This is a genomic window from Sorangium sp. So ce426 (assembly GCF_051475585.1).
GTDB classification, from domain to species: Bacteria; Myxococcota_A; Polyangia; order Polyangiales; family Polyangiaceae; genus Sorangium; species Sorangium cellulosum_B.
Genome location: NZ_CP150341.1, coordinates 6,398,903 through 6,420,882, shown reverse-complemented (window position 1 = coordinate 6,420,882; position 21,980 = coordinate 6,398,903). Strand labels below are relative to the sequence as shown.

Genomic DNA, 21,980 nt, shown 5'->3' with positions numbered 1-21,980 from the left:
CTCCAGGGCCGAGACGGAGCAACGCGCGGAGAAGGGTAGGGTTGAACGATGCTGAGGCGGGTCCGCCTGGTACGGTTCAAGAACTTCGAGGACGCGACGCTCTCGCTGGGTCCGTTCACGCTGCTCGTCGGGGCGAACGCGGCGGGGAAGAGCAACGTGCGCGAGGCGCTCCGCTTCCTGCACGGGGTCGGGCGTGGGTACACACTGGCAGAGATCTTCGGGGGCAAGTACACGGCCGGCGAGCGGCAATGGGACGGGCTGCGCGGTGGCGTGCGGGAGGCGAGCTTCCGGGGGGCGGGGAGCTTTGTCCTCGAGGTGGACATCGATCTGGCCGTCGAGGGGGGTGATGTCCATGATGCGGGACGATACTCCATCGAGGTGGAGATAGCTCCGCTGCCACGGGTTGCCTCGGAGTCGCTTCGCTCTGGCGGGACGAGCCCCATCCTCGTTTACGAGGCACGACCGTACCGCAATACGTCGGGAGGACAGCTGTCGGAACAGCTGATCATCACGGTCAATGATCCCGACTCGATCGAGGGGCCCGACTCCTGGATACAGTCCGAGCGCTCGGATGCTCCCGCGCTGACGAGGCTCCTTGGCGAGCCCCCTGACGCCGTCATCAGCGCCGAGCGCGCGCTCGGGTCGATGCGCTTCATCGACCTCGCTCCCGCCGCCATGTGTCAGCCGAGCGTTCCGGGACAAGCCAACCTCTCCGATCGTGGGGAGAACCTGTCCTCCGTCCTGCAGACCCTTTGCTCGCGCGAGGACACCAAATCGGAGCTCCTGCACTGGCTCCGCGCGCTGACGCCGATGGACGTGGTCGATCTGAAGTTCCCAGCGGATCTTCGCGGGCAGGTGCTGCTCGTCCTCGTCGAGAAGGACGGGACCGAGCTGTCCGCGTACAGCGCCTCGGAGGGCACGCTGCGCTTCCTCGGCCTCCTCGCCGCCCTCCTTTCACCGGAGCCGACGCTCTTCTTTCTCGAGGAGATCGAGAGCGGCCTCCACCCGAGCCGGCTGCGGCTCCTGCTCGACCTCATCAGCGCACGGGCGCGCGACGGCCGCGTCCAGGTCGTCGCGACGACGCACTCGCCCGCGCTCCTCGCGCAGCTCGACGACGAGCTCCTCGCGCACGCATCGCTCGTCTACCGGCTGGAGGGAGAGCCGTCCGGTCGCATCGTCCGCCTCGTCGATGTCCCCGACGCGGAGCGCGTCCTCCGCGGCCACGATCGCGGTGATCTGCTGGCGTCGGGGTGGTTCGAGGACATGATGGAGTTCGCCGCATCCCCGAGGGAGCCCACGAAGCGAGCTTCTCCCGAGGAGAGCGGGCCGTGAACGTCTTGATCATCCCCGAGGATTCACGCCGGGACAAGGAGCTGCTCAGGCCCATCATCCAGGCGCTCATGGCCGAGCTGGGCAGGCCCAAGGCCAAGGTTCGCGTCTGCGAGCAGCCGGTGCTCGGCGGTGTAGGGGAGGCGCTCAAGTGGGAGCGCATTCACAAGATCCTCGATCGCTGGGGAGGCCAAACCGATCTCTTTCTGCTCCTCGTCGATCGCGATGGTGCGCAGAACGCCGGGCGGCGAGCCGCCCTCGATTCGTTGGAGCAGCGGAGCGCCGCCGTGCTGGCGGAGGGGCAGGCTCTGCTCGGCGAGCTCGCGATCGAGGAGATCGAGGTCTGGGTGCTCGCGGGGCACAACCTCCCCTCGGAGTGGAAATGGCTCGAAATTCGCGCCGATGCTCACCCGAAGGAATCCTTTTTCGCGAGCTTCCTGACACAGCACCGCAAGATGGCTGCTGATGCTGCTGGCCGGGCTATCGTCGCGGAAGAGGCGGCGCGCTCGATACGACGTATCCTCCAGCTCTGCCCGGAGGACCTCGGGCGCCTCGCCGCGCGGATCCGCGCGCGGATCTGACCCGGACGACGCGGCCGGCAGCACTGTTTGACATCTCGGCGGCAGCGGGAGAGATAGCGGACATGCGAAGTCCGCTGCTCCCCGCTCGCTGGTGGTCGCTCTCCGTTCTCCTGGCCGCCGCCTGCGCCCCGCCCACCGGCTCGTCCCCGCCGAGGGCCGCCTCGCCCGCCAAGGCCGCTTCGCCCGCCAAGGCCGCCGCGGCGGTGAAGCAGGCCGCCTCGCTCGAGAAGACGCGCATCGCCGGGCCGGAGGCGAGCCGGATCACGTACGCCCACCTCGGCCGGCAACCGCCGCTCGGAGCGCGGCTGCCCAGGGCAATCCAGTATGCGCCCGGCGGCAAGCTGATCACCTACCTCCAGCGGCAGGCGGACCGGCCGGAGCAGGCGCTCTTCGCCTTCGACACCACATCGCGCGAGACACGGCAGCTCGTCGCCTCGGGCGACCTGCTGAAGGACGCGAAGCCGCTGTCGCGCGAGGAGGAGCTCCGCCGCGAGCGACAGCGCATGTTCTCCAGGGGGATCACGGCCTATTCGTGGGCGAAGCGGGCAGAGGTGCTGCTCATCCCCTTCGGCGGCGACCTCTTCTTGCGCGACGCGCGCGACCCGAAAGGGGCGATCGCGCGGCTCACCGACACGCCCGCGCCGGAGATCGATCCGAAGGTGTGCGACGGCGGCGAGCGCGTGGTGTTCGTCCGCGGGCGCGAGCTCTTCATGGTCGACGTCGCCTCGCGCCGCGAGACGGCGCTGACCCGGGGGGCGCCCGAGGGGGTCTCGCGCGGCCTGAGCGACTTCAACGGTCAGGAGGAGTTCGATGAGCCGAGCGGCTTCTGGATCTCCCCCGGCTGCGACCGGGTGGCTTACCTGGAGGTCGACGAGCGAGAGGTCGAGAAGGTGCCAGTCCTCGGCTTCCGCGACGGCAAGGAAGATCTCATGATGGCGCGTTACCCGCGCGTCGGCGGCAAGAACCCCCGCGTCCGGGCGGGCATCCTCGATCTCGCCACCAGGAAGACGACATGGCTCACGTGGAAGGGCGGCGATGGCGAAGGCGAGCGCTACCTCGGCCGGTTCGCCTGGGCGGAAGACGGCAAGGCGCTCTGGCTCCAGACCCTCTCGCGCGACCAGAAGCGCCTCGCGCTCCTCCGCGCGAGGCCGCGCTCGGGCGAGGCCGCCGAGGTCGTCGTCGAGACCTCGCCGACGTGGGTGGACTTCGCCGACATGCGGCTCCTCGAGCGCTCGCCGAGGTTCCTCTGGTCGACCGCCGAGGGCGGCCACCACCACCTCGCGCTGCGGGACGCCGGCTCGGGCGCCGAGCTCGCGCGGCTCACCGCGGGCGACTGGGACATCACCTCGCTCCTTCCGCCGGACGAGGAGCGCGGCCTCGCGCGCTTCGTGGCGACCAAGGACGGCCCGACCGAGCGCCACCTCTACGCCGTGCCGCTCGCGGGCGGCGAGCTGAAGCGGCTCACGTCCGACCCGGGGATGCACCAGATCACCGTGGATCCGAGGGGACCGGGGTACGTCGAGCTCCACGCGGCCCTGGATCGCCCGTGGAAAGGGGCGGTGAGGGGCGCGGACAACGCCGAGCTCGGCGCGCTGCCGGCGCCCGTGGACCGCGAGCTCGCGGAGCTCGAGCTGCGCGCCCCCGAGATCGTCGAGGTGCGCGCCGCGAGCGGCGACACGCTCTACGGCGCGCTGCTCGCGCCGCGGAGGATCGAGCCCGGCCGCCGCTATCCGGTCGTGGTGAGCGTGTACGGGGGGCCCGGCGTCCAGACGGTGTTCAACTCGTGGTCGCCCTGGCTCCTGTGGAATCACCTCGCGGACCGCGGGGTGGTGGTGTTTCAGCTCGACAACCGCGGCTCGGCGAACCGCGGGCGCGCGTTCGAGTCCGCCATTTACGGGCGCCTCGGCGAGGTCGAGCTCGCCGACCAGATCGCGGGCCTCGATTTCCTGAAGACGCTGCCTTACGTCGACGCGGGCCGCGTGGGGATCTACGGCCACAGCTACGGCGGCAGGATGGCGCTGGAGGCGCTCCTCATGGCGCCGGACCGCTTCCACGTGGGCGTCGCGGGATCACCGGTGAGCGACGATCGGCTCTACGACACGGGCTACACGGAGCGGTACATGGGTCTCCTCGGCAAGGAGGCCGCGCGGTACGAGGCGACCGATCTCACGAGGCGCGCGGGCAACCTGCGCGGGAAGCTGCTCCTCATGCATGGGCTCATGGATGAGAACGTGCACTTTGCGCACACGGCGAAGATGATCGAGGCGCTGATGGCCGCGGACAAGCGGTTCGACACCCTCGTGTTCCCGGGCGAGCGGCACGGCTACCGGTCGCCGGCCGCGAGCCATTACGCGAACCGCGCCATCGTCGAGTACCTGACAGAGCACCTCTGATCGCCGCGCGCCGCGCCCGGCCGGCGCGCTGCCCGCCGCGCAGGCGCGGCGCGCGGCGGCCTGCGAATCGCATGCGCCCCGGTCGGAGGCATCCATGAAGAAGCTTGCACAGACGAACAGGGACAAGGCCATCGACCTGCTCAGCGAGCGGCTGACCTTCGAGCGCGCAGGCGTCAAGCTGTACGACTCCATCGTGGAGAAGATCGGCCGCGCGGCCGATCCCCTCCTGATGACCCGGCTCGGTCAGCTCAAGGAGCACCGGGACCAGGAGAAGGAGCACGAGGAGTGGCTCGAGACGCAGATCCGCGCGCTGGGCGGGGACGCGCACGCCGAGACGGACATGTCGCGGCTCGTCGCGGTCGAGTCGCGGGGCATCGAGCAGATCGTGCTCGACGGGGACATGAACCCGACCCACCTCTTCCACGCGCTGCTCACCGCGGAGCTCGTCGACAACGCCGGCTGGCAGCTGCTGCTCGAGCTCGCCGACGAGGCGGACGACAGCGAGGCGAGGCAGGCGTTCCGGCGCCGCCTGCACGAGGAGGAAGATCACCTGATCTTCACGCGCAAGGTCGTCGAGCGGCTCACCCGCAAGGAGCTGCTCGGGCCGCCAGGCGAGCTGTTCACGACGGCGCACCCTGTGTGATCCAGCGCCGGACGGCGCGTGTGGCGGAACTGGCGGGCTAGGCTCGCTTCGCGGCGGCGGCCTTGGCGGGCTTCGCGGCGGCCTTGGTGGGCTTCGCGGCGGCCTTGGCGGGCTTCGCGGCGGCCTTGGCGGGCTTCGCGGCGGCCTTGGCGGGCTTCGCGGCGGCCTTGGTGGGCTTCGCCGCCGGCTTCCTGGCCCAGATGCTCTCGATGTAGGCGGTCGCGTCGGGCGTCTTGCAGCTCGTCTCGCCGTGGTCGATCTCGACCTTGCCGATGCGCCGCGCGGCCGTGAGCGCCGTGCCGCGCAGCGGCTCGTTCCTCCCGCCGATGCTGATGAGCGCGCTGTTCATCCCCTCGCGGGCGCGGTTCTTCGCCCGGTGGATCGACGCCTCGATCACCGAGAGCCGCTCCTCGAACACGCTGTCGGGAACCGACGGGTCCTCGGTCGCGAGCAGGCCGAGGAGCGTCCAGCCCGCGCGGCCAATCCACTCGTCGCTCGACGCGGTCCAGCGCGCCATCGCGTCCCGGGCGAACGGCGTCTTCAGCGCGACGCGCTTCATGAGCAGGTCGATGAGCAGCGGAGAGCGCAGGCCGTCGAGCCACGCCTCGAGCTTGTCCCAGGTGAAGCGCTCCGGATCGGCGATCGCCACCGCCAGCGTCCTCGCGTCGCCGTTGCCCGTCGCCCACAGCGCCTCGGCGAGCTCGTGGTCGCGCTTGATCCGCTTCTCCAGCGCGTTCATGTGGGCGAAGCTCACGCCGAAGAGCGGATCGGTCATCCCGTGGCGCCGGTACACCTTGCGGTTCTGCTCGGTGCCGAGCCGCTCCAGCTCGCCCATCACCTTGGCAAAATCCATGGGCCACACCTAGCCCTTCTGGCCATCGTGCGCCACGGCGCGCTCGCCCCGCCGCGCCCTCCGCGGCGCCGCGGCCTCGGCCCGCTCCGCGAGCGGCCGCTCACCCCGTCGGCGGCAGCCGCCCCCGCGTCGGGCTGGCGCTCCTTGTCGGCCCGTTGCCCTCACCGGTGCCCAGCAGCGCCCGGCGCACCAGGGCGCCCCGCTCCTCGGCCACCCGGACTCGCTCCTCGTAAAGGGCCAGCAACAGCGGCTGGTTCCGCTCCGCCGCGCGCGCCGCCATCCGCCGCGCCAGCGCCGCGCTGTCCTCGATCGTGCGGAGCGCGATCCACAGCGCCGCGTCGAGCGCCGAGGCCTGCTCGTCCTCCAGGCCCTCCGGAGAGTAGCGATGGCCGACCTTGCACCTGAACTGGAGCGTCGCGCCGTCGTCGCGCCGGACCAGGTTCCCGCCGCACCCCGGACAGGTGAAATCGCTCTCGATCGCATCCACCGTCGCCCCCCTGTCGCCGATCGCCGCTCTGCCGGGGCTCCACCGGCCTCCTGCTGCACCAGATCCATGAGGAGCGGCGCCAGCTGCGCCAAGGGGACACTGTGGTCCACCGGGACGTTGTCGAGCGCGCTCTGCGGCATCTCCGAGAACAGGGCGTCTTTCGGATCCTGGACCACGGCGATGCCGCCGTAGCGCTTCACATCCATGAGCCCGGCCGTGCCGCAGTCGCGCATGCCGGAGAGGACGACGCCGATCACGCGGTTGCCGTACGCCGCCGCCGCGGTCCTGAACAGCGGGTCCACGGCCGGCCTGTGCCCGTTCTCGCGCGCGCTGTGCACCACGCGCACCACGCCATCTCCGAGCAGGAGATGGTTGTCCACCGGCGCGACGTAGACCCGCCCTCGCTCGATCGGCTCGCCGTCGACCGCCACCCCCACCTGCAGCCGGGTCGACCGCCCGAGGATCGTGGCGAGCATGCGCCGCGCCGTCGGCGGAAGGTGAAGGACCACGAACAGAGACGCTGGCAGTTCGGCAGGCAGCCCCCGAGAAGCACGATCAGCGCCTCCACGCCTCCAGCCGACGCCCCGATCGTGATGATGTCCGGTTCCGGCACAGTGCGCCTCGCTGAGGAGAGGGGGAGAAGCGAAGCAGACGAGAAGACGAGAAGAAGAGGAGAGGCGCGGCCCCGCTCGCAGGCGCCGCCTACGAAGGCGGGCGGACCACCCGCGCCATGGTGGAGAGGAGCACACCCATGCTCGCCGGCTTCTGGATGACGGCCGCCGCCGAGAGCTGCTCGGCCGCTGTCCGGAGATCATCGGGCGTCCGCGCCGAGAAGAGCACGATGGGCGGCCGATCCGACACGCCCCGCAGCCGCTCGATCAGCTCCTCTGTCGTCGCGCCGGACACGGTCAGATCGAGCAACGCGGCGTCGTAGCGCCGCTCCGTCAACGCGGCGATCGCCTGGTCGGCGGTCTCGGCCGACTCGACGGCATAGTCGGCCATCCCCAGCAGCTCCCGGAGCATGTTGCTCGAGTCCAGGTCGTCTTCCACCACCAAGATCGTCCCCTTCATGGGCCTGGTCCCTTCCGCAGCGCCGCTCGACCGGCCGCGCGCGAGCGCAGGAGAGCGGCGTCGATTCAGCGCATCCGTCGTGTGCTTGTCGGTCCTCGATCAGCGGCAGCCTGACCGTGAAGGTCGCCCCCTTGCCTTCCGTGCTGCGCACAAAGATCTGGCCGCCGTGCGCCCTGATGATCTCCCTGCAAATGAAGAGCCCGAGGCCCATGCCTCCGCCGGAGGGGTGGCCGCCTCTCTCCACCTGGTAAAAGCTCGAGAACAGGTGAGGCAAGTTGGCCGCGGCGATCCCCGGGCCGTAGTCCTCCACGTCGAGCTCGGCGCCCCCGCCTGCGCGCCGCAATCGCACCTCGACCTGGGGGGTGCCGTTCGCGTGCTTGAAGGCGTTGACGATCAGGTTCATGAGGACCTGCTCCAGGCGCGCGGCGTCGCCCTTCACCACGAGCGGCTCCGCGGTGCCGGGGGGCAGCACGACGTGGATCTTCGGCGTCGCCGAGAGCGACTGGGCGCCCTCGGCGGCGCTCGCGACCAGCGGGACGAGGTCCACGTCCTCGAGCTGGAGCTCGAACTTCCCGGTCTGGATGCGGCTCGCGCTCACGAGATCGTCGACCAGCCGCGCGAGGCGCTCGCTCTGGTTGCGGGCGAGCGAGGCGAAGCGGTGAAGGCGTGCGTCGCCGTCCCTGGGGAGCAGGCTGAGCAGCATGTCGAGGTAGCCGTGAAGGGGCACGAGCGGCGTGCGGAGCTCGTGGCTCGCCATCGCGATGAAGCGATCCTGCAGCTTGCGGAGGCTCCGGTCCGTGATGTCGCGGAGGACGATCACGCCGCGCTCGGCCGTCTCTGCGGGGCGCGGGCTGCCGGTGGCGATGGGCTGGCCGGTGGCCTCGAAGTGCCGGCTCGCGCCGCCCGGGCCGGGGATGGAGAACTCGATCTGGAACTTCTCGCCTCGCGCGGCCCGCTGCTCCGGCGCGTCGTGGGCGGGCAGCAGCCGGCCCTTGTCGTCCATCGCGACCGGCCGGCCCTCACCGAACATCGTGAAATACGCGTCGTTCGTGAGCACCGGACGCCCGGCGCCGTCGACCACGAGGAGCGCGTCGCCCATGCTGTGCAGGATCGCGGAGAGCCGCGCCCGCTCGTTCTCGATCGGCGCGGAGAGCTCCTGGATCTCGCGGCTCCTCGCCTCGAGATCGGCGTTCGTCGTGTTCAGCTCCTCGATCGTCGCCTGGAGCTCCTCGTTGACGGTCTCCAGCTCCTCGTTGGTCGCCTGGAACTCCTCGTTCAGCGTCTCGACCTCCTCCATGGCGGCCTGCGCCTCCTCGGTGGAGACCATCAGCTCCTCGTTGAGGGCGCGGAGCTGCTCGTGCGCCGACGTGAGCTCCTCGTTGGCCCGGAGCAGCTGCCGGTTCTGCTCCGAGAGCCGCCGGATCATCAGCCTGTCCGCCTCGCCGGCGCGCTCCGCCTGCGCGCGCGCGGCGGCCTGCGCGTCGAGCTCGGAGCGCAGGCGAGCGAGCTCGGCCGCCGTCCGATCGAGCTCCGCCCGGAGCCGCGCCCCCTGGGCGATCGCGTCGTCGCTGGCCTCCCGGCGCCGCACGGCCGCGGTGACGTCCTCGATCACCAGCAGCGCGACGGCGAGCTTGCTCGGGTCGAGCTCGATCTGGGGCACGACGCAGGAGAGCTGGATGGTGGTCCGCTCGCCTTGCGGCGTCGGGTCAAGGGCGATCTCGATCGGGTCCCGCGCCTCGCCCCGGAAGGCGGCGTCGATGGCGTCGAGCAGCGGCCGGTGGGGGATGACCTGCGCCAGGTGCACGAAGTCCTGCCCGAGCGCCGTGCCGTGGATGCCGAGCAGGCGCCGCGCGGCGAAGTTGATCTCCAGGATGTCGTAGCGGCTGTCGATGACCACGATGCCCTGGCGGAAGCCCGAGAGCAGCAGGTCGATGGACAGGCGGGCGCGCGGCTGCTCCCTGAGGGGCCGCATGTTCATGAGGGGGCTCTTGCCGCGGGGAGCGCGCCTGGGCAGCACGGGGGGGAGGGAGGGACCGGGGGGGATGAGGATGCGCTCGCCGCGGCGCACGTAGATCTTGTAGTGGATGTCGTTGGGGACGAAGTACTCGCTGAGCGGGCTCGTCGTCTCGGCCTTGCCGAGCACGAGGTAACCGCCTTCTCGCAGGGAGAAGGCGAAGAGGTGCAGCGTTCGGCGCTGGAGGTCGCTCGTGAAGTAGATGAGCACGTTGCGGCACACCACCAGATCGAGGTGCGGGAAGGGCGCGCGCTGGCCGAGGTCGTGCTCGCCGAAGACGGTGAGGCTGCGGATGCGCTTCTTGACCTGGTACTGGCCGTCGACCGCGACGAAGTAGCGCTCGAGCAGGTCGTGGGGCAGGTCCTCGACGGCGCTCGCCGCGTAGATCCCGCGTCGGGCGAACGCGATCGCCTCGCTGTCGACGTCGGTCGAGAAGATGCGGACGTTGAAGGCGTCGAGCTCGTCCCCGAGCAGCTCGCTGACCAGGATGGCGAGCGAGTACGCCTCCTCGCCGGTGGCGCACCCGGCCGACCAGATCCGCAGCGCCTTGTTGTCGCTGCGGGCGTGGGCGATGAGCCCGGGCAGGATCACGTCCCGGAGGTGCGCGAAGAGATCGGGGTCGCGCATGAACTCGGTGACCTTGATCAGGAAGCTGTTGATGAGCCGCGGGAGCTCGTCGGGGTGCTCGGTGAGGTGCTGCCCGTAGGCCTCGATGGACTCCGTGTTCGTGGCCGCCATCCTGCGCCGGAGCCGGCGCAGGATGGTCGCCTGTTTGTACTTCCTGAAATCGATCCCGCTCCGCTCGCGCACGAGATCGAGGAGCTCCTGGAGCCGCTTCTCGTCGTCCGCGGGGGGCTCGATGTACGTGCCCGCGAGCAGATCGTTGAGGATGGGCCCGATCCGATCGAGATCGGCCACGATGTCGACGGTGCTCGGGGCCAGCGACTCGGGCATGCCCGGGAAGCTCGCCGTCTGGGGAATCTCGATGATGACGGTGCCGCCGCCCTTTTTGACGTGGAGGGCGCCGGCGCTGCCGTCGGAGCCGTTGCCGGTCAGGATGACGGCGACGAGGCCCTCGCCGAAGACCTCCGCCGCGGTGCGGAAGAGCATGTCGACGGACGGCTTGGGTCGATCGGTGCTGTCGGGCCGGAGCCGGAGCTCGTGGTCGCTGATCTCCACGTCGCGCCCCGAGGGCACGACATCAACGACGCCGTCCTCGAGCGGGAGACCGTGGCGACGGTGCGGACGGGCAGCGCGCTGCGGCGGGCCAGCACGTCGACGAGGTGGCTGGGCCGCCGGGGGTCGAGGTGCTGGGCGATCACGATCGGCGCCGGGAATGGAGCCCTGAACGTGGAGACGAGCGTGCTGAGGGCCTGGATCCCGCCCGCCGAGCAGCCGATCACCACGAGCTGAGGTTTGATGCGGGGGTCTGCCATGAGTCTGTAATGAGCTCTTATATACGAGAATCTCAGGACGGATGAGGTGCGACGGGGCGGTTATGGTCAAAATATGGTCAAAAAATAAGGGCGCTCCTGAGCCTGGTGCAGCGCTTGGTCAGGCGCGTGTCCGGCGGGCGCGGCGGTGTCGCGCCTCCGGAGGGGATTCGAAGAAGGACGAGAATTCACTGACAGCCGCAAGAGGATGGAGTGAAGAGCTCGCGATTCGCCAAAAGAGCTCGTGATTCGCTCCAGGAGCTCGCGACTCGCGGGCCGCCCTTGTTGGCCATTGCGCGCTCGTCCCGAATTTTGTCATGCAGAGTTCTTCCGGGGGGCGCCTGTCGGCGCGGCGCGGGGGCGAAAGGCGCAGACCGCGCCGGGGGCGTCGGGCCGTCGGTCGCCCTGGAATCGTCACGGAGCTCCGTCGCGGCCGGTGTGGGGCCGTGGTACGGGGGGCCCTCCGCGAGGCGTTCGACCGCGAGGGCGACGAGCGGTACTCTCCCTGGAGGAGCGACGCATGGCCTTTCAGAGCGACACCTCGTTCGTCCCGATCCCGCCGCCCGGCGAGGACGAGCTGCCGTACGACGACGGGGAGCCGATGGAGTCCGAGCGGCATCGCAAGCAGATGGACCTCCTCATCGAGGCGCTGGATCTGCTGTGGAAGGAGCGCGACGACGTGTACGTCGGCGGCAACATGGCCGTCTACTTCAGCGAGCTCCAGGCAAAGAAGAACGACTTTCGCGGGCCGGACGTCTTCGTGGTGCTCGACACGGTGAGGCGCGAGCGCAAGTCCTGGGTCGTCTGGCAAGAGGACGGAAGGACGCCCGACGTGGTGATCGAGCTGCTCTCGGAGAGCACCGAGAAGGTGGATCGCACCGACAAGATGCGGATCTACGCGAAGCTGCTGCGCGTGCCCGAGTACTACCTGTTCGATCCGTTCACCGGCGTCCTCGAGGCCTACGCGCTCGATCTCGCCACGATGGCGTACGCGCCCGTGGCACCCGGCGCCGGTGGCGACGTGGCGAGCCCGCGGCTGCACCTCGGGCTCGGCGTCCGCCGCGGCACGTACCACGGCCTCGAGGCCGACTGGCTGCGCTGGCTCGACCCGGAAGGGCGCGTGGTGCCCACGGGCGAGGAGCAGGCGCGGGCCGCGGAGGAGCAGGCGCGGGCCGCCGACGAGCGGGCACGCGCGGCGCAGCACGAGGCGACGCTCCTCGCAGCGCGGCTGGCCGAGTACGAGCAGCGGTTCGGCAAGCTGCCCGGCGGCGGCTAGCTCTGGTCGGAGGCCGCCGGGAGCCTCCCGGGAGAGCTGAGGCTCGACCCGGAGGCTCTGGACCGCCGTGATGCCCGCCTCATCGACGCTGTTCGGGGTGTTCCGGGCGAGCGGCCGCCTCGCCTCCGTCCTGGAGCGCCTCCGGCAACGCCGACGCCACGGCGGACCTGCACGCCTCCATCGCGGCGTGCAGCGCCTCGAGCGACGCCCCCGGCGGGTCGAGCGGCGGGTGCACCACGACCCGCACGACGCCGGGCGCGGCGGCATAACGTCCCTTCGGCTGCAGCGCGCCCGCGCCGTCGATGGTCACCGGCAGGACGCGCGCGCCCGCGGCCGAGGCGGTCCGGAACGCGCCCAGCCGGAAGGGCAGGAGCCGGCCCGTCGCGCTCCGCGTTCCCTCGGGGAAGAACATCGTCGACCACCGCTGCGTCACGTTGCGCTGCGCCTCGCCGAGATCCACGAGCGCGCCGCGGGCGCGCCCCCGGTCGACGGGCGTGTGGCCGTACAGGCGCATGCCCCAGCCCAGCACCGGCACGCGGAACAGCGCGCGCTTCGCCAGGAACCGGAGCGGCGTGCGCCCCTGGAGCACCACGAGCAACGCGAGGATGTCGAGCGTGCTCTGGTGGTTCGCCACGATCACGTAGCGCTCGCCCGGCCGCGCGTTCTGGACGCCCTCGGCCTCGATGCGCACGCCGACGAGCCAGAGCGCCCCGCGCGCCCACACGACCGAGAGCCGATCGTGCATCCGCTGCCGGGGATCGAAGGGGAAGCAGAGCAGCCCGACGGGGAGCAGCACCACCAGAAACAGCATCGCCCAGGTGTGGGCGAGCGCCGTGCGCACGACCTCGACAGGGCCGGCCGGCGCGGGCCGCGCAGCCTCCGCCGTCACTTGGCGACCGGCGGGGCCTCCGGCCCGTCGAAGCGGGGGACGAAGCCCTCCACCGAGGCCAGCGTCTCCAGCAGCGTGACGTGGCGGAGGCGCGGGATCGCCACGATCGTCGGCCCGCCGAGCTCCTCCTCCGGGACCGCGATCGTCGCCGCCGCCGCGAGCTCCGCCACCGTCGCGCCCACGATCTGCGTCGTGCCGACGTTGCACGGGCCCGCGCTCCGGACCTCGCGCGGCGGATCGGCCCAGTACGCCCGCGGGTGGCCCTGGAACGCCGCCTCGGCCGGGACGCGCGGCCAGAACGTCGGATCCGTCAGGCCGAGCTCCTCGACGAGCGCCGCGCGCTCGGCGCGGACGCCGCGCGCAGCCCCCCCGTCGCCCAGCGCGTCGAGCGCCTCGGCGTGACGCTCGAGCGCCGTCACCAGCAGCGTCCGGTTGCCCGACACTCGGATGAGATCGAGCGTCTCCCGGCCGTACGCGGCGAGCTCGCCGGCCTGGCCGGCGCCGCTGGCGCCCTCGGCGAGCAGCGCCAGCGCGTGCATCCGGCCGACCCGGCCGAGGCTCACGGCGTACGCGTCGCCCGTCCCCGCCGAGCCGATCTCGATCGCCCGCTCGTAGGCGGCGAGCGCCTCGCGAAGCAGGCCCTGCACGAAGTACACGTCGCCCAGGTACCCCTCCGCCCAGCCGCGCCCCATGCCGATGCCCAGCACGCCGCTCAGGTTGACCGCGTTCGCGATCAGCACGCGGGCCCGCGTGAGCTGGCCCATGTGGAACTGGTGCCGGCCCGCGTACATCGTCCCCATGTACAGGTAGAGCCCGCTCAGGCCGTGCTCCTCGGCGTACGAGAGCAGCTGCGCCGTCGACCGGACCCCGAGATCCCAGTCGAACCGGCCCTCCGCGAGCACCGCGTGGTAGAACCACGTGCCGAGCAGCCGCACCGGGTCGCGCAGGCGCTCGGCGAGGCGCGCGGCGTCCGCGGCGTTCTGCTCGGCCTCGGCGTAGAAGCCGGACTGGCTCAGCGCGACGCAGAGGATGCCGCGCGAGTGGCAGAGCTCGACGTACTCGCCCGCCGCCTCCGCGAGCTCGCAGCCGCGGCGGAGCGGCTCGGTCGCCGGGCCCACCTTGCCGGCCGCGCACAGCGCGCGCCCGAGGATGTTCGCCGGCAGGCACTGGTACGGGCGCAGCTCCGGGCTCGCGCCGATCGCCTCGAGCGCCTTGCGGCTGTGGGCCACCGCGTCGGCGAACTCGCCCCGCACGTAGTGCACGCGCGACAGCGCGCTGGAGAGGGCCGCCGTGACGAGCGGCGTCTCCGGCAGCGCTCCCTGCGTGCGGCGGAGCAGATCGAGCGGCTCCGCCGTGCTGCCGAGCAGGCACGCCACGCGCGCGAGCTCGTGCGCGCAGCGCGCCCTGAGCTCGATCCGCGCCGGGTCGAGCGGCAGCCGCTCGAGCAGCGCGAGCGCCTGCTTCAGCCGGCGGCTGGCGCCGTGCGGATCCTGGAGCCGATCGGCCTCGCTCGCCGCGAGCAGGTACGTCGACGCGGCGCGGTCGAGCTCGCCGGCGCGCTCGACGTGGTGCGCGAGCGTCCCCGGATCGCCGCCGCGCAGCTCGATGCGCCGCGCGATGCGCCCGTGGTAGTCGGGGCGCTCCTTAGGCGGCACGCGGGCGGCGAGCTGCTCGCGCGCCGCGTCGTGCGAGAACGACGCGAGGCCCCCGTCCTCGCCGAGGCAGACGTAGTGCGCCGCGGCGTCGCGCAGGGCGCTGTCGACCTCCGCCGGGTCGAAGAGCCCGAGCTCGACCAGATCGTCGCGCAGGAACTGGCGGCCGATGAGCGCGGCGACGCCGAGGACCTGGACCGTCGTGGGATCGAGCGCGTCGATGCTGCGCGAGAGGACGTCCGAGACCGACGCGGGCGCGAGGTAGTGCGCGTCGGCGCGGGAGATCTCGAGCGCGCCGCTCCGGCTGCGCTGCAGGAAGCCCTCGGTCTCCATGTTGCGGACGACCTGGATGTTGAAGAGCGGGTTGCCCGCGGCGAGCAGCGGGACGCGGCGCACGAGCTCCTGGACGAGGTCGTCCCCCGCGCCGCGGCCGAGCGCGGAGAGGAGCGCCCGGTTCGCCTCGGGCCGGAGCGGGCCGAGGTCGAGGCGCTCGACGTCCTTCCACGCGAGCCACCCCGCCGCGCGCGGCGTCATCGGCGACGAGCCCGGGCCGCGCAGCGCGGACGAGCCGGGCGGAGGCAGCGACGAGCCGGGCGGAGGCAGCGACGAGCCGCGCGCGAAGGGCGGCCGCGCGGTGGCGAGCAGCAGCACCGGCATCTCGCCGAGCTGATCCGAGAGGCGCAGCAGCACCTCCTGCGTCGCCTCGTCGGCCCAGTGCACGTCCTCGATCGCGAGGACGACCGGGATCTCCTCGGAGATCGCGCCGAGCAGCCGCAGGATCAGATCGGCGATCCAGCGCGTTCCGCCCGGGCCGATGGCGCCGCCCTCGTCGGCGAGCCCGACCGCGCGCGTCAGCTCCGGCACGAGCCCCCGGAGGAGGGCGGCGTCGTCGGCGATGACGAGGCTCACCAGCCGGCGGATGCGCGCCGCCCGGCTGTCGCCGTGCCGCTCCAGCCAGAGCGCGATCTGCGTCAGCGCCTCGCGGATCGCGGAGTAGGGCACGAGCCCGGAGAGCTCCCTGCACCGGCCGTACGCGACGATCGCCGTGCCCGCCTGCTCGGCGCTCCGGAGCAGCTCGGCGACGAGGCGGCTCTTGCCGACGCCCGTGTCGCCGACCACCACGGCCGGCCGCGGCTCGCCGCGCACCGCGCCCTGGACGAGCTCGATGAGCCGCCCGAGCTCCTGCTCGCGGCCGACGAAGGGCGCGTCGTGCGCGTCGTCGAAGGTCTCCGGCGCGGCGGCGTCGCGCTCGGGCGCTTCGTCCTCGGCCCCGGCCGGGGGCTGCGAGGTGCCGTGGAGCGTGACGTAGTAGAGCTCCTTGAGCCGCGCGCAGAGCCGGGCCGCGCTGGAGAAGCGCCGCGCCGGGTCGCGCTCCAGGAGCTCCTCGACGAGCGCGACGACGGGCGCCGGCGTCTCGGGCGCCGCGTGGGCGAGCGGCACGAGCGTGCCGTAGACCTTCTGGTTGATGACGCTGTTGACGGTGCCGTCCGAGAACGGGAGCCGGCCGGCGAGCAGCTCGTAGAGCATGACGCCCACCGCGTAGAGGTCCATCCGGGGGCTCGGGCGCCCGAGCGCGCCCCGCTTGAGGCACTCGGGCGCCAGGTACGCGATGGTGCCCGCGTTGACGCGCGTGTGCTCGGGCTGGAAGCTCACGGTGAGCGTCGCCAGGCCGAAATCGAGGATCTTGAGCCGGGGCTCGTACGGATCGGTGAGGACGATGTTGCTCGGCTTGAGGTCGAGGTGCAGGACGTTGAGCGCGTGGCAGTGCGCGAGCGCCTCGGCCACGCGGCGCGCGATGCGCAGGGCCTCGATCGTGTCGAGCGAGCCCATCCGCGCGAGGTACCGGTCGAGCGTCTCGCCCTGCACGAGCTCCATCGCGAGGTAGAGGCCCACGCCGTCCAGGACGCCGTAGGAGGAGAGCTTGACGAGCGAGGGGTGGCGCAGGCGGAGCAGCGCCTCGATCTCGTTCTGCTGGGCGAAGAGCTGCCCGGCGTTCTGGGCGCTCACGTCCTTGAAGATCTTGATGGCGGCGTCGTTTCCGGCCCCGTCACGGCCGCGGAACACGGCGCCGAAGCCGCCCTCGCCGAGGCGATCCTCGATCGTGTACTCGCCGATCCTGGCGCCGCGCTCGATCAAGGGATCGCCGACCATCGCTCCTGCCCTTCCGAGTACCCCGTCATCGTTCGCCGACGCACCATGATACTCCGGACGAGCGCCGCGACAGCGCGCAATGGCCTGGCAACCTCCCGAAGGCACGCCGCTTTGACGGCTTGCCGCATCGCGGCTGTCTGGCCAAGAAACCTGCCGGCAACGTTGGACGGCGCATCCGGCGCCGATCTCGGCCATCATGCCCCGCGGCCGGAAAGGTGAGCTCGCATCCAGATTTGCGCCGAGGGCCCGGGTTCGGCGCCTGAAATGACGACGGCGGCAGCCCCCAGGAGGGGACCGCCGCCGCGTCCGCGCTCAGGCCGCGCCGGGGATCAGGTCCCGCCGCTGGCCGAACCGCTCGCCGAGCCGCTGACGCTCGCGCTCGCCTTGATGTTGACGTCGATCGAGGCCGTCGCGCTGGCCGACGCGTCGACCGCGGCCGCGACGCAGGCGACCGCCTTGCCGCCGGCCTTGAGCGCCACGTCCTTCACCTCGACGCCCGCCTTGCCGACGCCGGACACCGCCGCCGCCAGCTTCTTGCCGGAGCCGAGCTGCACCTTCGCGATCGCCGGGAGCGACGTCCGGAGCGCGGCGACGAGCTTCTGCGCGTCGGCGTTCACCTTGCCGTTCGCCACGATGCGGACGTTCGGCGCGTCGCACTTCGCCTCGCCGGCGGTCTTCGCCGTGCACTGCATCTGGCAGCTCGGGTCGACGCTCGGGGGCTTGAACTCGCCCGAGCACTTCGGCTCCTTGATCTCGGCGCTGCAGCCGCCGGAGCACGAGCCGGAGCACTTCGCCGCGGCCTTGACCTCGCAGGAGCCGGAGCAGCTGCCCTCGCAGGTGCCCGAGCACGACCCCTCGGCCTTGGCGTCGCACTTGCCCTCGCAGGTGCCGGCGCACGCCGCGCCCTTCGAGTCCTTGCCGTCGCACTTGCCGTCGCACTTGCCGCCGCAGGTGCCCTTGAAGCCGACGTCGCACTTGCCCGAGCAGCTCGCGTTGCAGGTGCCGGTGCACGCCGCGCCGGCCTCGACGCTGCACTTGCCCTTGCACTCGGCGTCGCACTTGCCGCTGATCTCGCCGCCCTCACAGCTCGCCTCGAGCTTGCCGGGCTGCACCGGCGAGCCGCACTCGCCGAGGCACGTCTGCATGGCGGTGATGTCGGCGTAGCACTTCGGCGGATCGATCTGGACGGTGATCTTCGCCTCGGCGTTCGCCTTCACGGCGGCGTTCACCTTGGCCGAGACCGCGCCGCAGACCTTCTCGGCGCCCTTGCCGCCGCTCGGATCGGCCTTGAGCTCGGCGTCGCTCATGCCGAGGTCCTTGCCGAGCTTGCCGCACGAGGCGATGAGGTCCGCCTCCATGGCGACGGTGAGCTTGTCGAGCGACGCAGCCGCCTCGAGGAAGCCCTTGATCTTGCCCTCGACCTCGGCGCCGCCGTCGAACTTCAGGTTCGCGATGCCGCCGTTCTTCATCTCGTCGCAGCCGCCCGCGGCCGACGCCAGGTCACCGGCAGGGCCGGGCAGGCTGTCCGCGCCGGGGAACCCCTTGCCGCCGCAGTTCACGAGGAGAGGCGAGGCCAGCCCGAGAAGGGCCACGGGCATCGCAAACAACTTCCATCGATTGACGCTCATCTCAGAATCCCTCCGGCACCTCGATCGGTACCCCATGGAGCGCGGACCCTACACCAGCAGCCGCGACCTTGAAAGCTGGGACAGCCGCGATCCTGCGCGACGGTCACTCGCAACGCCGAGCAGCCCCGCACTGCGGGCTCCAGCGACGGACGGCCCTCATTGCCCCAAGTCAGGATGGCTGTAAAGAATCAAGCTGAGCTCATCGCGCGGGGACGGCGGTCCGCATCGCAGGTGGCGCGGGGCGTTTCACCTGGATATATCGCGCGAGGCGCTACCCCTGGCGCACGGCATTTCGCCCGCGGCGCACTGCGCCTCGCGCGCCCCGTCCCTCGCTCGCCGCGCCCTCTCGGGCGCCGCTCACTCGTCGTCCTCGTCGAAGGGGAGGTTCAGCTGGGCGAGCGGGCGCGCGCCGACCGTGGGCCCGCCCTGCTTCTTGAAGAGCAGCTGCTCGCGCGCGATGTCGGCCTCGATGAGGTCCTGGTTGTCGTACGCGAACGCGAGCGCGTCGAGCACGCGCGCCGGCCCGAGGTTCGGGTACCGCTTGAGCAGCGTCTCCACCGACGCGCCGCCGCGGTGCCACGCCCAGAGCCGCCGGACCGGGACGCGCGACCCGAGGACGTGGGGGCTTCCGGCGAGCACCTGGCTATCGCATCGCACGTGGGGGTGGGGGACGCGGATTCGCGGGAGCACCGGCGCGGCCATCGCGCGGAGGAGCCTAGTACCGGTCGCGATCGGATGGAAGGGCGCCGCGAGCCGGCGGGCACGCTCGGCGCGGGCGCCGGGCTGCGCGGGCGCTGAGCTCTCGCATCGTTCCGCCCGCGCCCGCGCGCGCGATCGGGACTACCCTACGCCGCGGAGGCGCGCGAGCATCGTGCCCGTCGTCGTCACCGACCGGAGCTCACCCACCATGACCCAAGCCGAGAAGAACCCGCTTCGCGAAGGGATGCCCGAGGAGCGCACCGCCTCGCCGGCCGCGCTCGTCATCTTTGGCGCCTCGGGCGACCTGACGCGGCGCAAGCTGCTGCCCGCGGTCTACAACCTGACGCTCAGCCGGCTCCTCACCGGCGGCTTCGCCGTCGTCGGCGTGGCGCGGCGCCCGAAGCCGGATTTCGCGAAGGAGATGCGCGAGGCCGTCGGGAAGTACTCGCGGCGCCCGCTCGAGGAGGCGACCTGGAGCGAGCTCGAGAAGGGGATCAGCTACGTCCAGGGGGCGTTCGACGAGGCCGAGACGTACACCCGGCTCGCCGCGGAGCTCGAGCGGCTCGACGCCGAGCGCGGCACCCGCAAAAACCGGGTCTTTTACCTCGCCGTCGCCCCCGACCAGTTCGCGCCCATCGTGCGCGGCCTGCGCGCGGCGAACCTCGTCGCGCCGCCGTCGCACGAGAAGGGCGCGCCGTTCCAGCACGTCGTCGTCGAGAAGCCGTTCGGCGAGGATCTGGAGAGCGCCCGCGCCCTCAACCGCGACCTGCTCGCCCACCTCGCGGAGTCGCAGATCTACCGGATCGACCACTACCTCGGGAAGGAGACCGTCCAGAACCTCCTCGTCCTGCGGTTCGGCAACACGATCTTCGAGCCGCTCTGGTCGCGCCAGCACGTCGATCACGTGCAGATCACCGTGGCCGAGGAGATCGGCGTCGAGGGCCGCGGCAAGTTCTACGAGAAGGTCGGCATCACGCGGGACATCGTGCAGAACCACGCGCTCCAGCTGCTCACGCTGGTCGCGATGGAGCCGCCGTCGTCGTGGGACGCGGACGCGGTGCGCGACGAGAAGGTGAAGGTGCTCCGCACGCTGCGGCCGATCGCGGGCCCGGACGCGCTGTCGTCGACGGTGCGCGGGCAGTACGGGCCCGGCATGGTGCGCGGCGAGAAGGTGCCCGGCTACACGGAGGAGCCGGACGTCGCGAAGGACTCGGCGACGGAGACCTACGTCGCGATGAAGCTCCACCTGGACAGCTGGCGCTGGGGCGGCGTGCCGTTCTACCTGCGCGCCGGCAAGCGCCTGGCGAAGCGGGTGGCCGAGGTGGTGCTGCACTTCAAGCCGCTCCCGCACGGCCTGTTCAAGGGCGCCCCCGGCGCCACCGAGGAGCCGAACGCGCTCGTGATGCGCCTCCAGCCCGACGAGGGCATCTCGCTCCGCTTCGCGGCGAAGATCCCGGGCGGCGGCATCGCGATCCGCGGCGTCACGATGGATTTCCGGTACGGCGCCGCGTTCGGCTCCAGCACGCCCGAGGCGTACGAGCGGCTCCTGCTCGACGCGTTGCGCGGCGACGCCACGCTGTTCACGCGCGCCGACGAGGTCGAGGCGCAGTGGGGCTTCGTCGATCCGATCTTCGAGGGGTGGCGGACGCAGAGCGCGCCGATCGCGCGCTACGCCGCGGGCAGCTGGGGCCCGCCGGAGGCCGACGCCCTCGTCGAGCCGTCGTCTTCTGACGATGCGCACGTGCGCGCTGTGTGCGGGGCCGGCGACGGGGGGAAGGCCCCGGAGCGGGCGTGGAGGCGGCCGTGAGCCGCGTCGCCGAGGTCATCAAGCGGGTCGAGTCGGAGCTCGCCGAGTTCTGGTCGGCGCCCGACGAATCGCGGGCGGAGCCGGCCCCGAAGACGCGCGCGTCGACCCTCAATTTCGTGGCGGTGGGGAGCCGCGCCGAGGTCGAGCGCCTGAAGGAGCAGGCCGAGGACCTCGCCGAGACGCACGCGGGCCGCACCCTGCTCATCACGCTCGACGACCGGCTCGACCCGCTGGGCGTCCAGGCCGACTGGTCGGCCACGTGCCGCCGCGCCGGCGAGGTGCCGATCTGCTACGACCGCGTGGAGCTCACGCTCGGGGTGGCCGCGGCCGAGCGCGTGGCCTCGGTGGTGAGCGCGCTCACGATCTCCGACGTGGCCGTGATCGTCGAGCTCGCGCCCGGCGCGCCGAACGTGCTCGGCGACGCGCTCGCGCCGATCTGCGATCGGCTGGTGTTCGACTCGGCCGAGACGTGCATCGAGCGCATCGCGGAGGTCGCGCGCGGGACGAGGGCGCCGCTCGCGGACCGGGCGTTCGTGCGGACGTTCTCGTTCCGCGAGCTCGTGGCGCGGTTCTTCGACGACATGCCGGAGGCGTGCCGGGCGATCCGGCGGGTGGAGATCGCGCGCAGCGCGGGGGCGAAGCCGGATCCGGCGGCGCTGTTCCTCGGCTGGATGGGCTCGCGGCTCGGCTGGACGTTCGAGTCGCGGGGGCCCGCGCCGTCCGGCGGCGGCGTTGTCGGCCGCGCCCGCGGCGCGGACGGGGCGCCGATCGAGATCGCGCTGATCGACGGGCCGCCGCCGGCGGACGCGCAGGCGTGGCGGCGGCTCGACGGCGTGCGCCTGTGGACGTCGCTGCGCGGCGAGCCGCTGGCGCTCGGCTGCGTGCGGCTCGACAAGGCGCCCGGCACGGTGCGGTGGACGATGGAGGGGGCGCGGTCGGCGGAGCACCTGCACCCGCTCGGCTACCGGGACGAGACGTGGGTGCTGGCGAAGACGATCGACTCGCTGGAGGGCGATCGGCTGCTGCGCGAGGCGGTGCTCGCCGCGGCGAAGTGGAGCGCCCTTTGACGAGGGC

General features: G+C 72.0%; 13 protein-coding genes and 3 pseudogenes. 7 read left to right on the top strand and 9 right to left on the bottom strand.

From position 1 onward, the window contains the following. Positions 1-48: 48 nt before the first annotated feature. The 4 genes from WMF44_RS23800 (at position 49) to WMF44_RS23785 (ending at position 4,946) form a co-directional block, all read left to right on the top strand. The gene (locus tag WMF44_RS23800; RefSeq protein ID WP_437301395.1) at positions 49-1,332 is read left to right on the top strand and encodes an AAA family ATPase; all 1,284 of its coding nucleotides are present in this window, start codon (positions 49-51) and stop codon (positions 1,330-1,332) included. After that, complete coding sequence (locus tag WMF44_RS23795; protein WP_437301394.1) at positions 1,329-1,910, top strand: hypothetical protein; 582 nt, start codon at positions 1,329-1,331, stop codon at positions 1,908-1,910. Before WMF44_RS23800 ends, WMF44_RS23795 begins: the two co-directional genes overlap by 4 nt. Positions 1,911-1,972: 62 nt before the next feature. Continuing rightward, a complete protein-coding gene (locus WMF44_RS23790) occupies positions 1,973-4,303 on the top strand; it encodes an alpha/beta fold hydrolase (protein WP_437301393.1) in 2,331 nt (776 codons plus the stop codon). Positions 4,304-4,397: 94 nt separating this feature from the next. Then, positions 4,398-4,946 (top strand): DUF892 family protein, encoded by a 549-nt coding sequence (locus WMF44_RS23785; RefSeq protein ID WP_437301392.1) that lies wholly within the window; start codon positions 4,398-4,400, stop codon positions 4,944-4,946. Positions 4,947-5,121: 175 nt separating this feature from the next. On the opposite strand, the pseudogene WMF44_RS23780 reads toward WMF44_RS23785, so the two are convergent. The 5 genes and pseudogenes from WMF44_RS23780 to WMF44_RS23760 form a co-directional block, all read right to left on the bottom strand. Then, positions 5,122-5,799 (bottom strand): annotated as a pseudogene (locus WMF44_RS23780) (DNA alkylation repair protein); the annotation flags it as partial. A 100-nt stretch (positions 5,800-5,899) separates the two neighbouring features. Then, positions 5,900-6,286, bottom strand: coding sequence for a hypothetical protein (locus WMF44_RS23775; RefSeq protein ID WP_437301717.1), 387 nt, complete (start codon positions 6,284-6,286; stop codon positions 5,900-5,902). A gap of 131 nt (positions 6,287-6,417) precedes the next feature. Further along, a pseudogene (locus WMF44_RS23770) lies at positions 6,418-7,101 on the bottom strand (chemotaxis protein CheB); the annotation flags it as partial. Beyond that, the gene (locus WMF44_RS23765; protein WP_437301391.1) at positions 6,989-7,288 is read right to left on the bottom strand and encodes a response regulator; all 300 of its coding nucleotides are present in this window, start codon (positions 7,286-7,288) and stop codon (positions 6,989-6,991) included. The gene WMF44_RS23765 and the pseudogene WMF44_RS23770, both read right to left, overlap by 113 nt. A gap of 181 nt (positions 7,289-7,469) precedes the next feature. Next, positions 7,470-10,807: pseudogene (locus WMF44_RS23760) on the bottom strand (CheR family methyltransferase); the annotation flags it as partial. Between the two features lie 517 nt (positions 10,808-11,324). Here WMF44_RS23760 and WMF44_RS23755 point away from each other — a divergent pair. Beyond that, positions 11,325-12,080 (top strand): Uma2 family endonuclease, encoded by a 756-nt coding sequence (locus tag WMF44_RS23755; RefSeq protein ID WP_437301390.1) that lies wholly within the window; start codon positions 11,325-11,327, stop codon positions 12,078-12,080. Positions 12,081-12,159: 79 nt separating this feature from the next. Here WMF44_RS23755 and WMF44_RS23750 read toward each other — a convergent pair whose 3' ends face one another. From WMF44_RS23750 to WMF44_RS23735, 4 genes are all read right to left on the bottom strand, one after another. After that, positions 12,160-12,969: a lysophospholipid acyltransferase family protein gene (locus WMF44_RS23750; protein WP_437301389.1), complete on the bottom strand. Its 810-nt coding sequence runs from the start codon at positions 12,967-12,969 to the stop codon at positions 12,160-12,162. Further along, entirely contained in the window at positions 12,966-16,772 is a 3,807-nt protein-coding gene (locus WMF44_RS23745; protein WP_437301388.1) for a serine/threonine-protein kinase, read from the bottom strand. Before WMF44_RS23745 ends, WMF44_RS23750 begins: the two co-directional genes overlap by 4 nt. Positions 16,773-17,101: 329 nt before the next feature. Beyond that, positions 17,102-18,370 carry a hypothetical protein gene (locus WMF44_RS23740; RefSeq protein WP_437301387.1) on the bottom strand — a complete coding sequence of 423 codons (1,269 nt, stop codon included), beginning with the start codon at positions 18,368-18,370 and terminating at the stop codon, positions 17,102-17,104. 387 nt (positions 18,371-18,757) lie between these two features. After that, positions 18,758-19,102: a DUF433 domain-containing protein gene (locus tag WMF44_RS23735; RefSeq protein ID WP_012236988.1), complete on the bottom strand. Its 345-nt coding sequence runs from the start codon at positions 19,100-19,102 to the stop codon at positions 18,758-18,760. Between the two features lie 205 nt (positions 19,103-19,307). Here WMF44_RS23735 and zwf point away from each other — a divergent pair, with 205 nt between their 5' ends. Together zwf and WMF44_RS23725 are read left to right on the top strand one after the other, a co-directional pair. After that, positions 19,308-20,906 (top strand): glucose-6-phosphate dehydrogenase, encoded by a 1,599-nt coding sequence (gene zwf / locus WMF44_RS23730; protein ID WP_437301386.1) that lies wholly within the window; start codon positions 19,308-19,310, stop codon positions 20,904-20,906. Further along, positions 20,903-21,973, top strand: a complete 1,071-nt coding sequence (locus WMF44_RS23725; RefSeq protein ID WP_437301385.1) for a glucose-6-phosphate dehydrogenase assembly protein OpcA — start codon at positions 20,903-20,905, stop codon at positions 21,971-21,973. Before zwf ends, WMF44_RS23725 begins: the two co-directional genes overlap by 4 nt. The last annotated feature ends 7 nt before the right edge of the window (positions 21,974-21,980 follow it).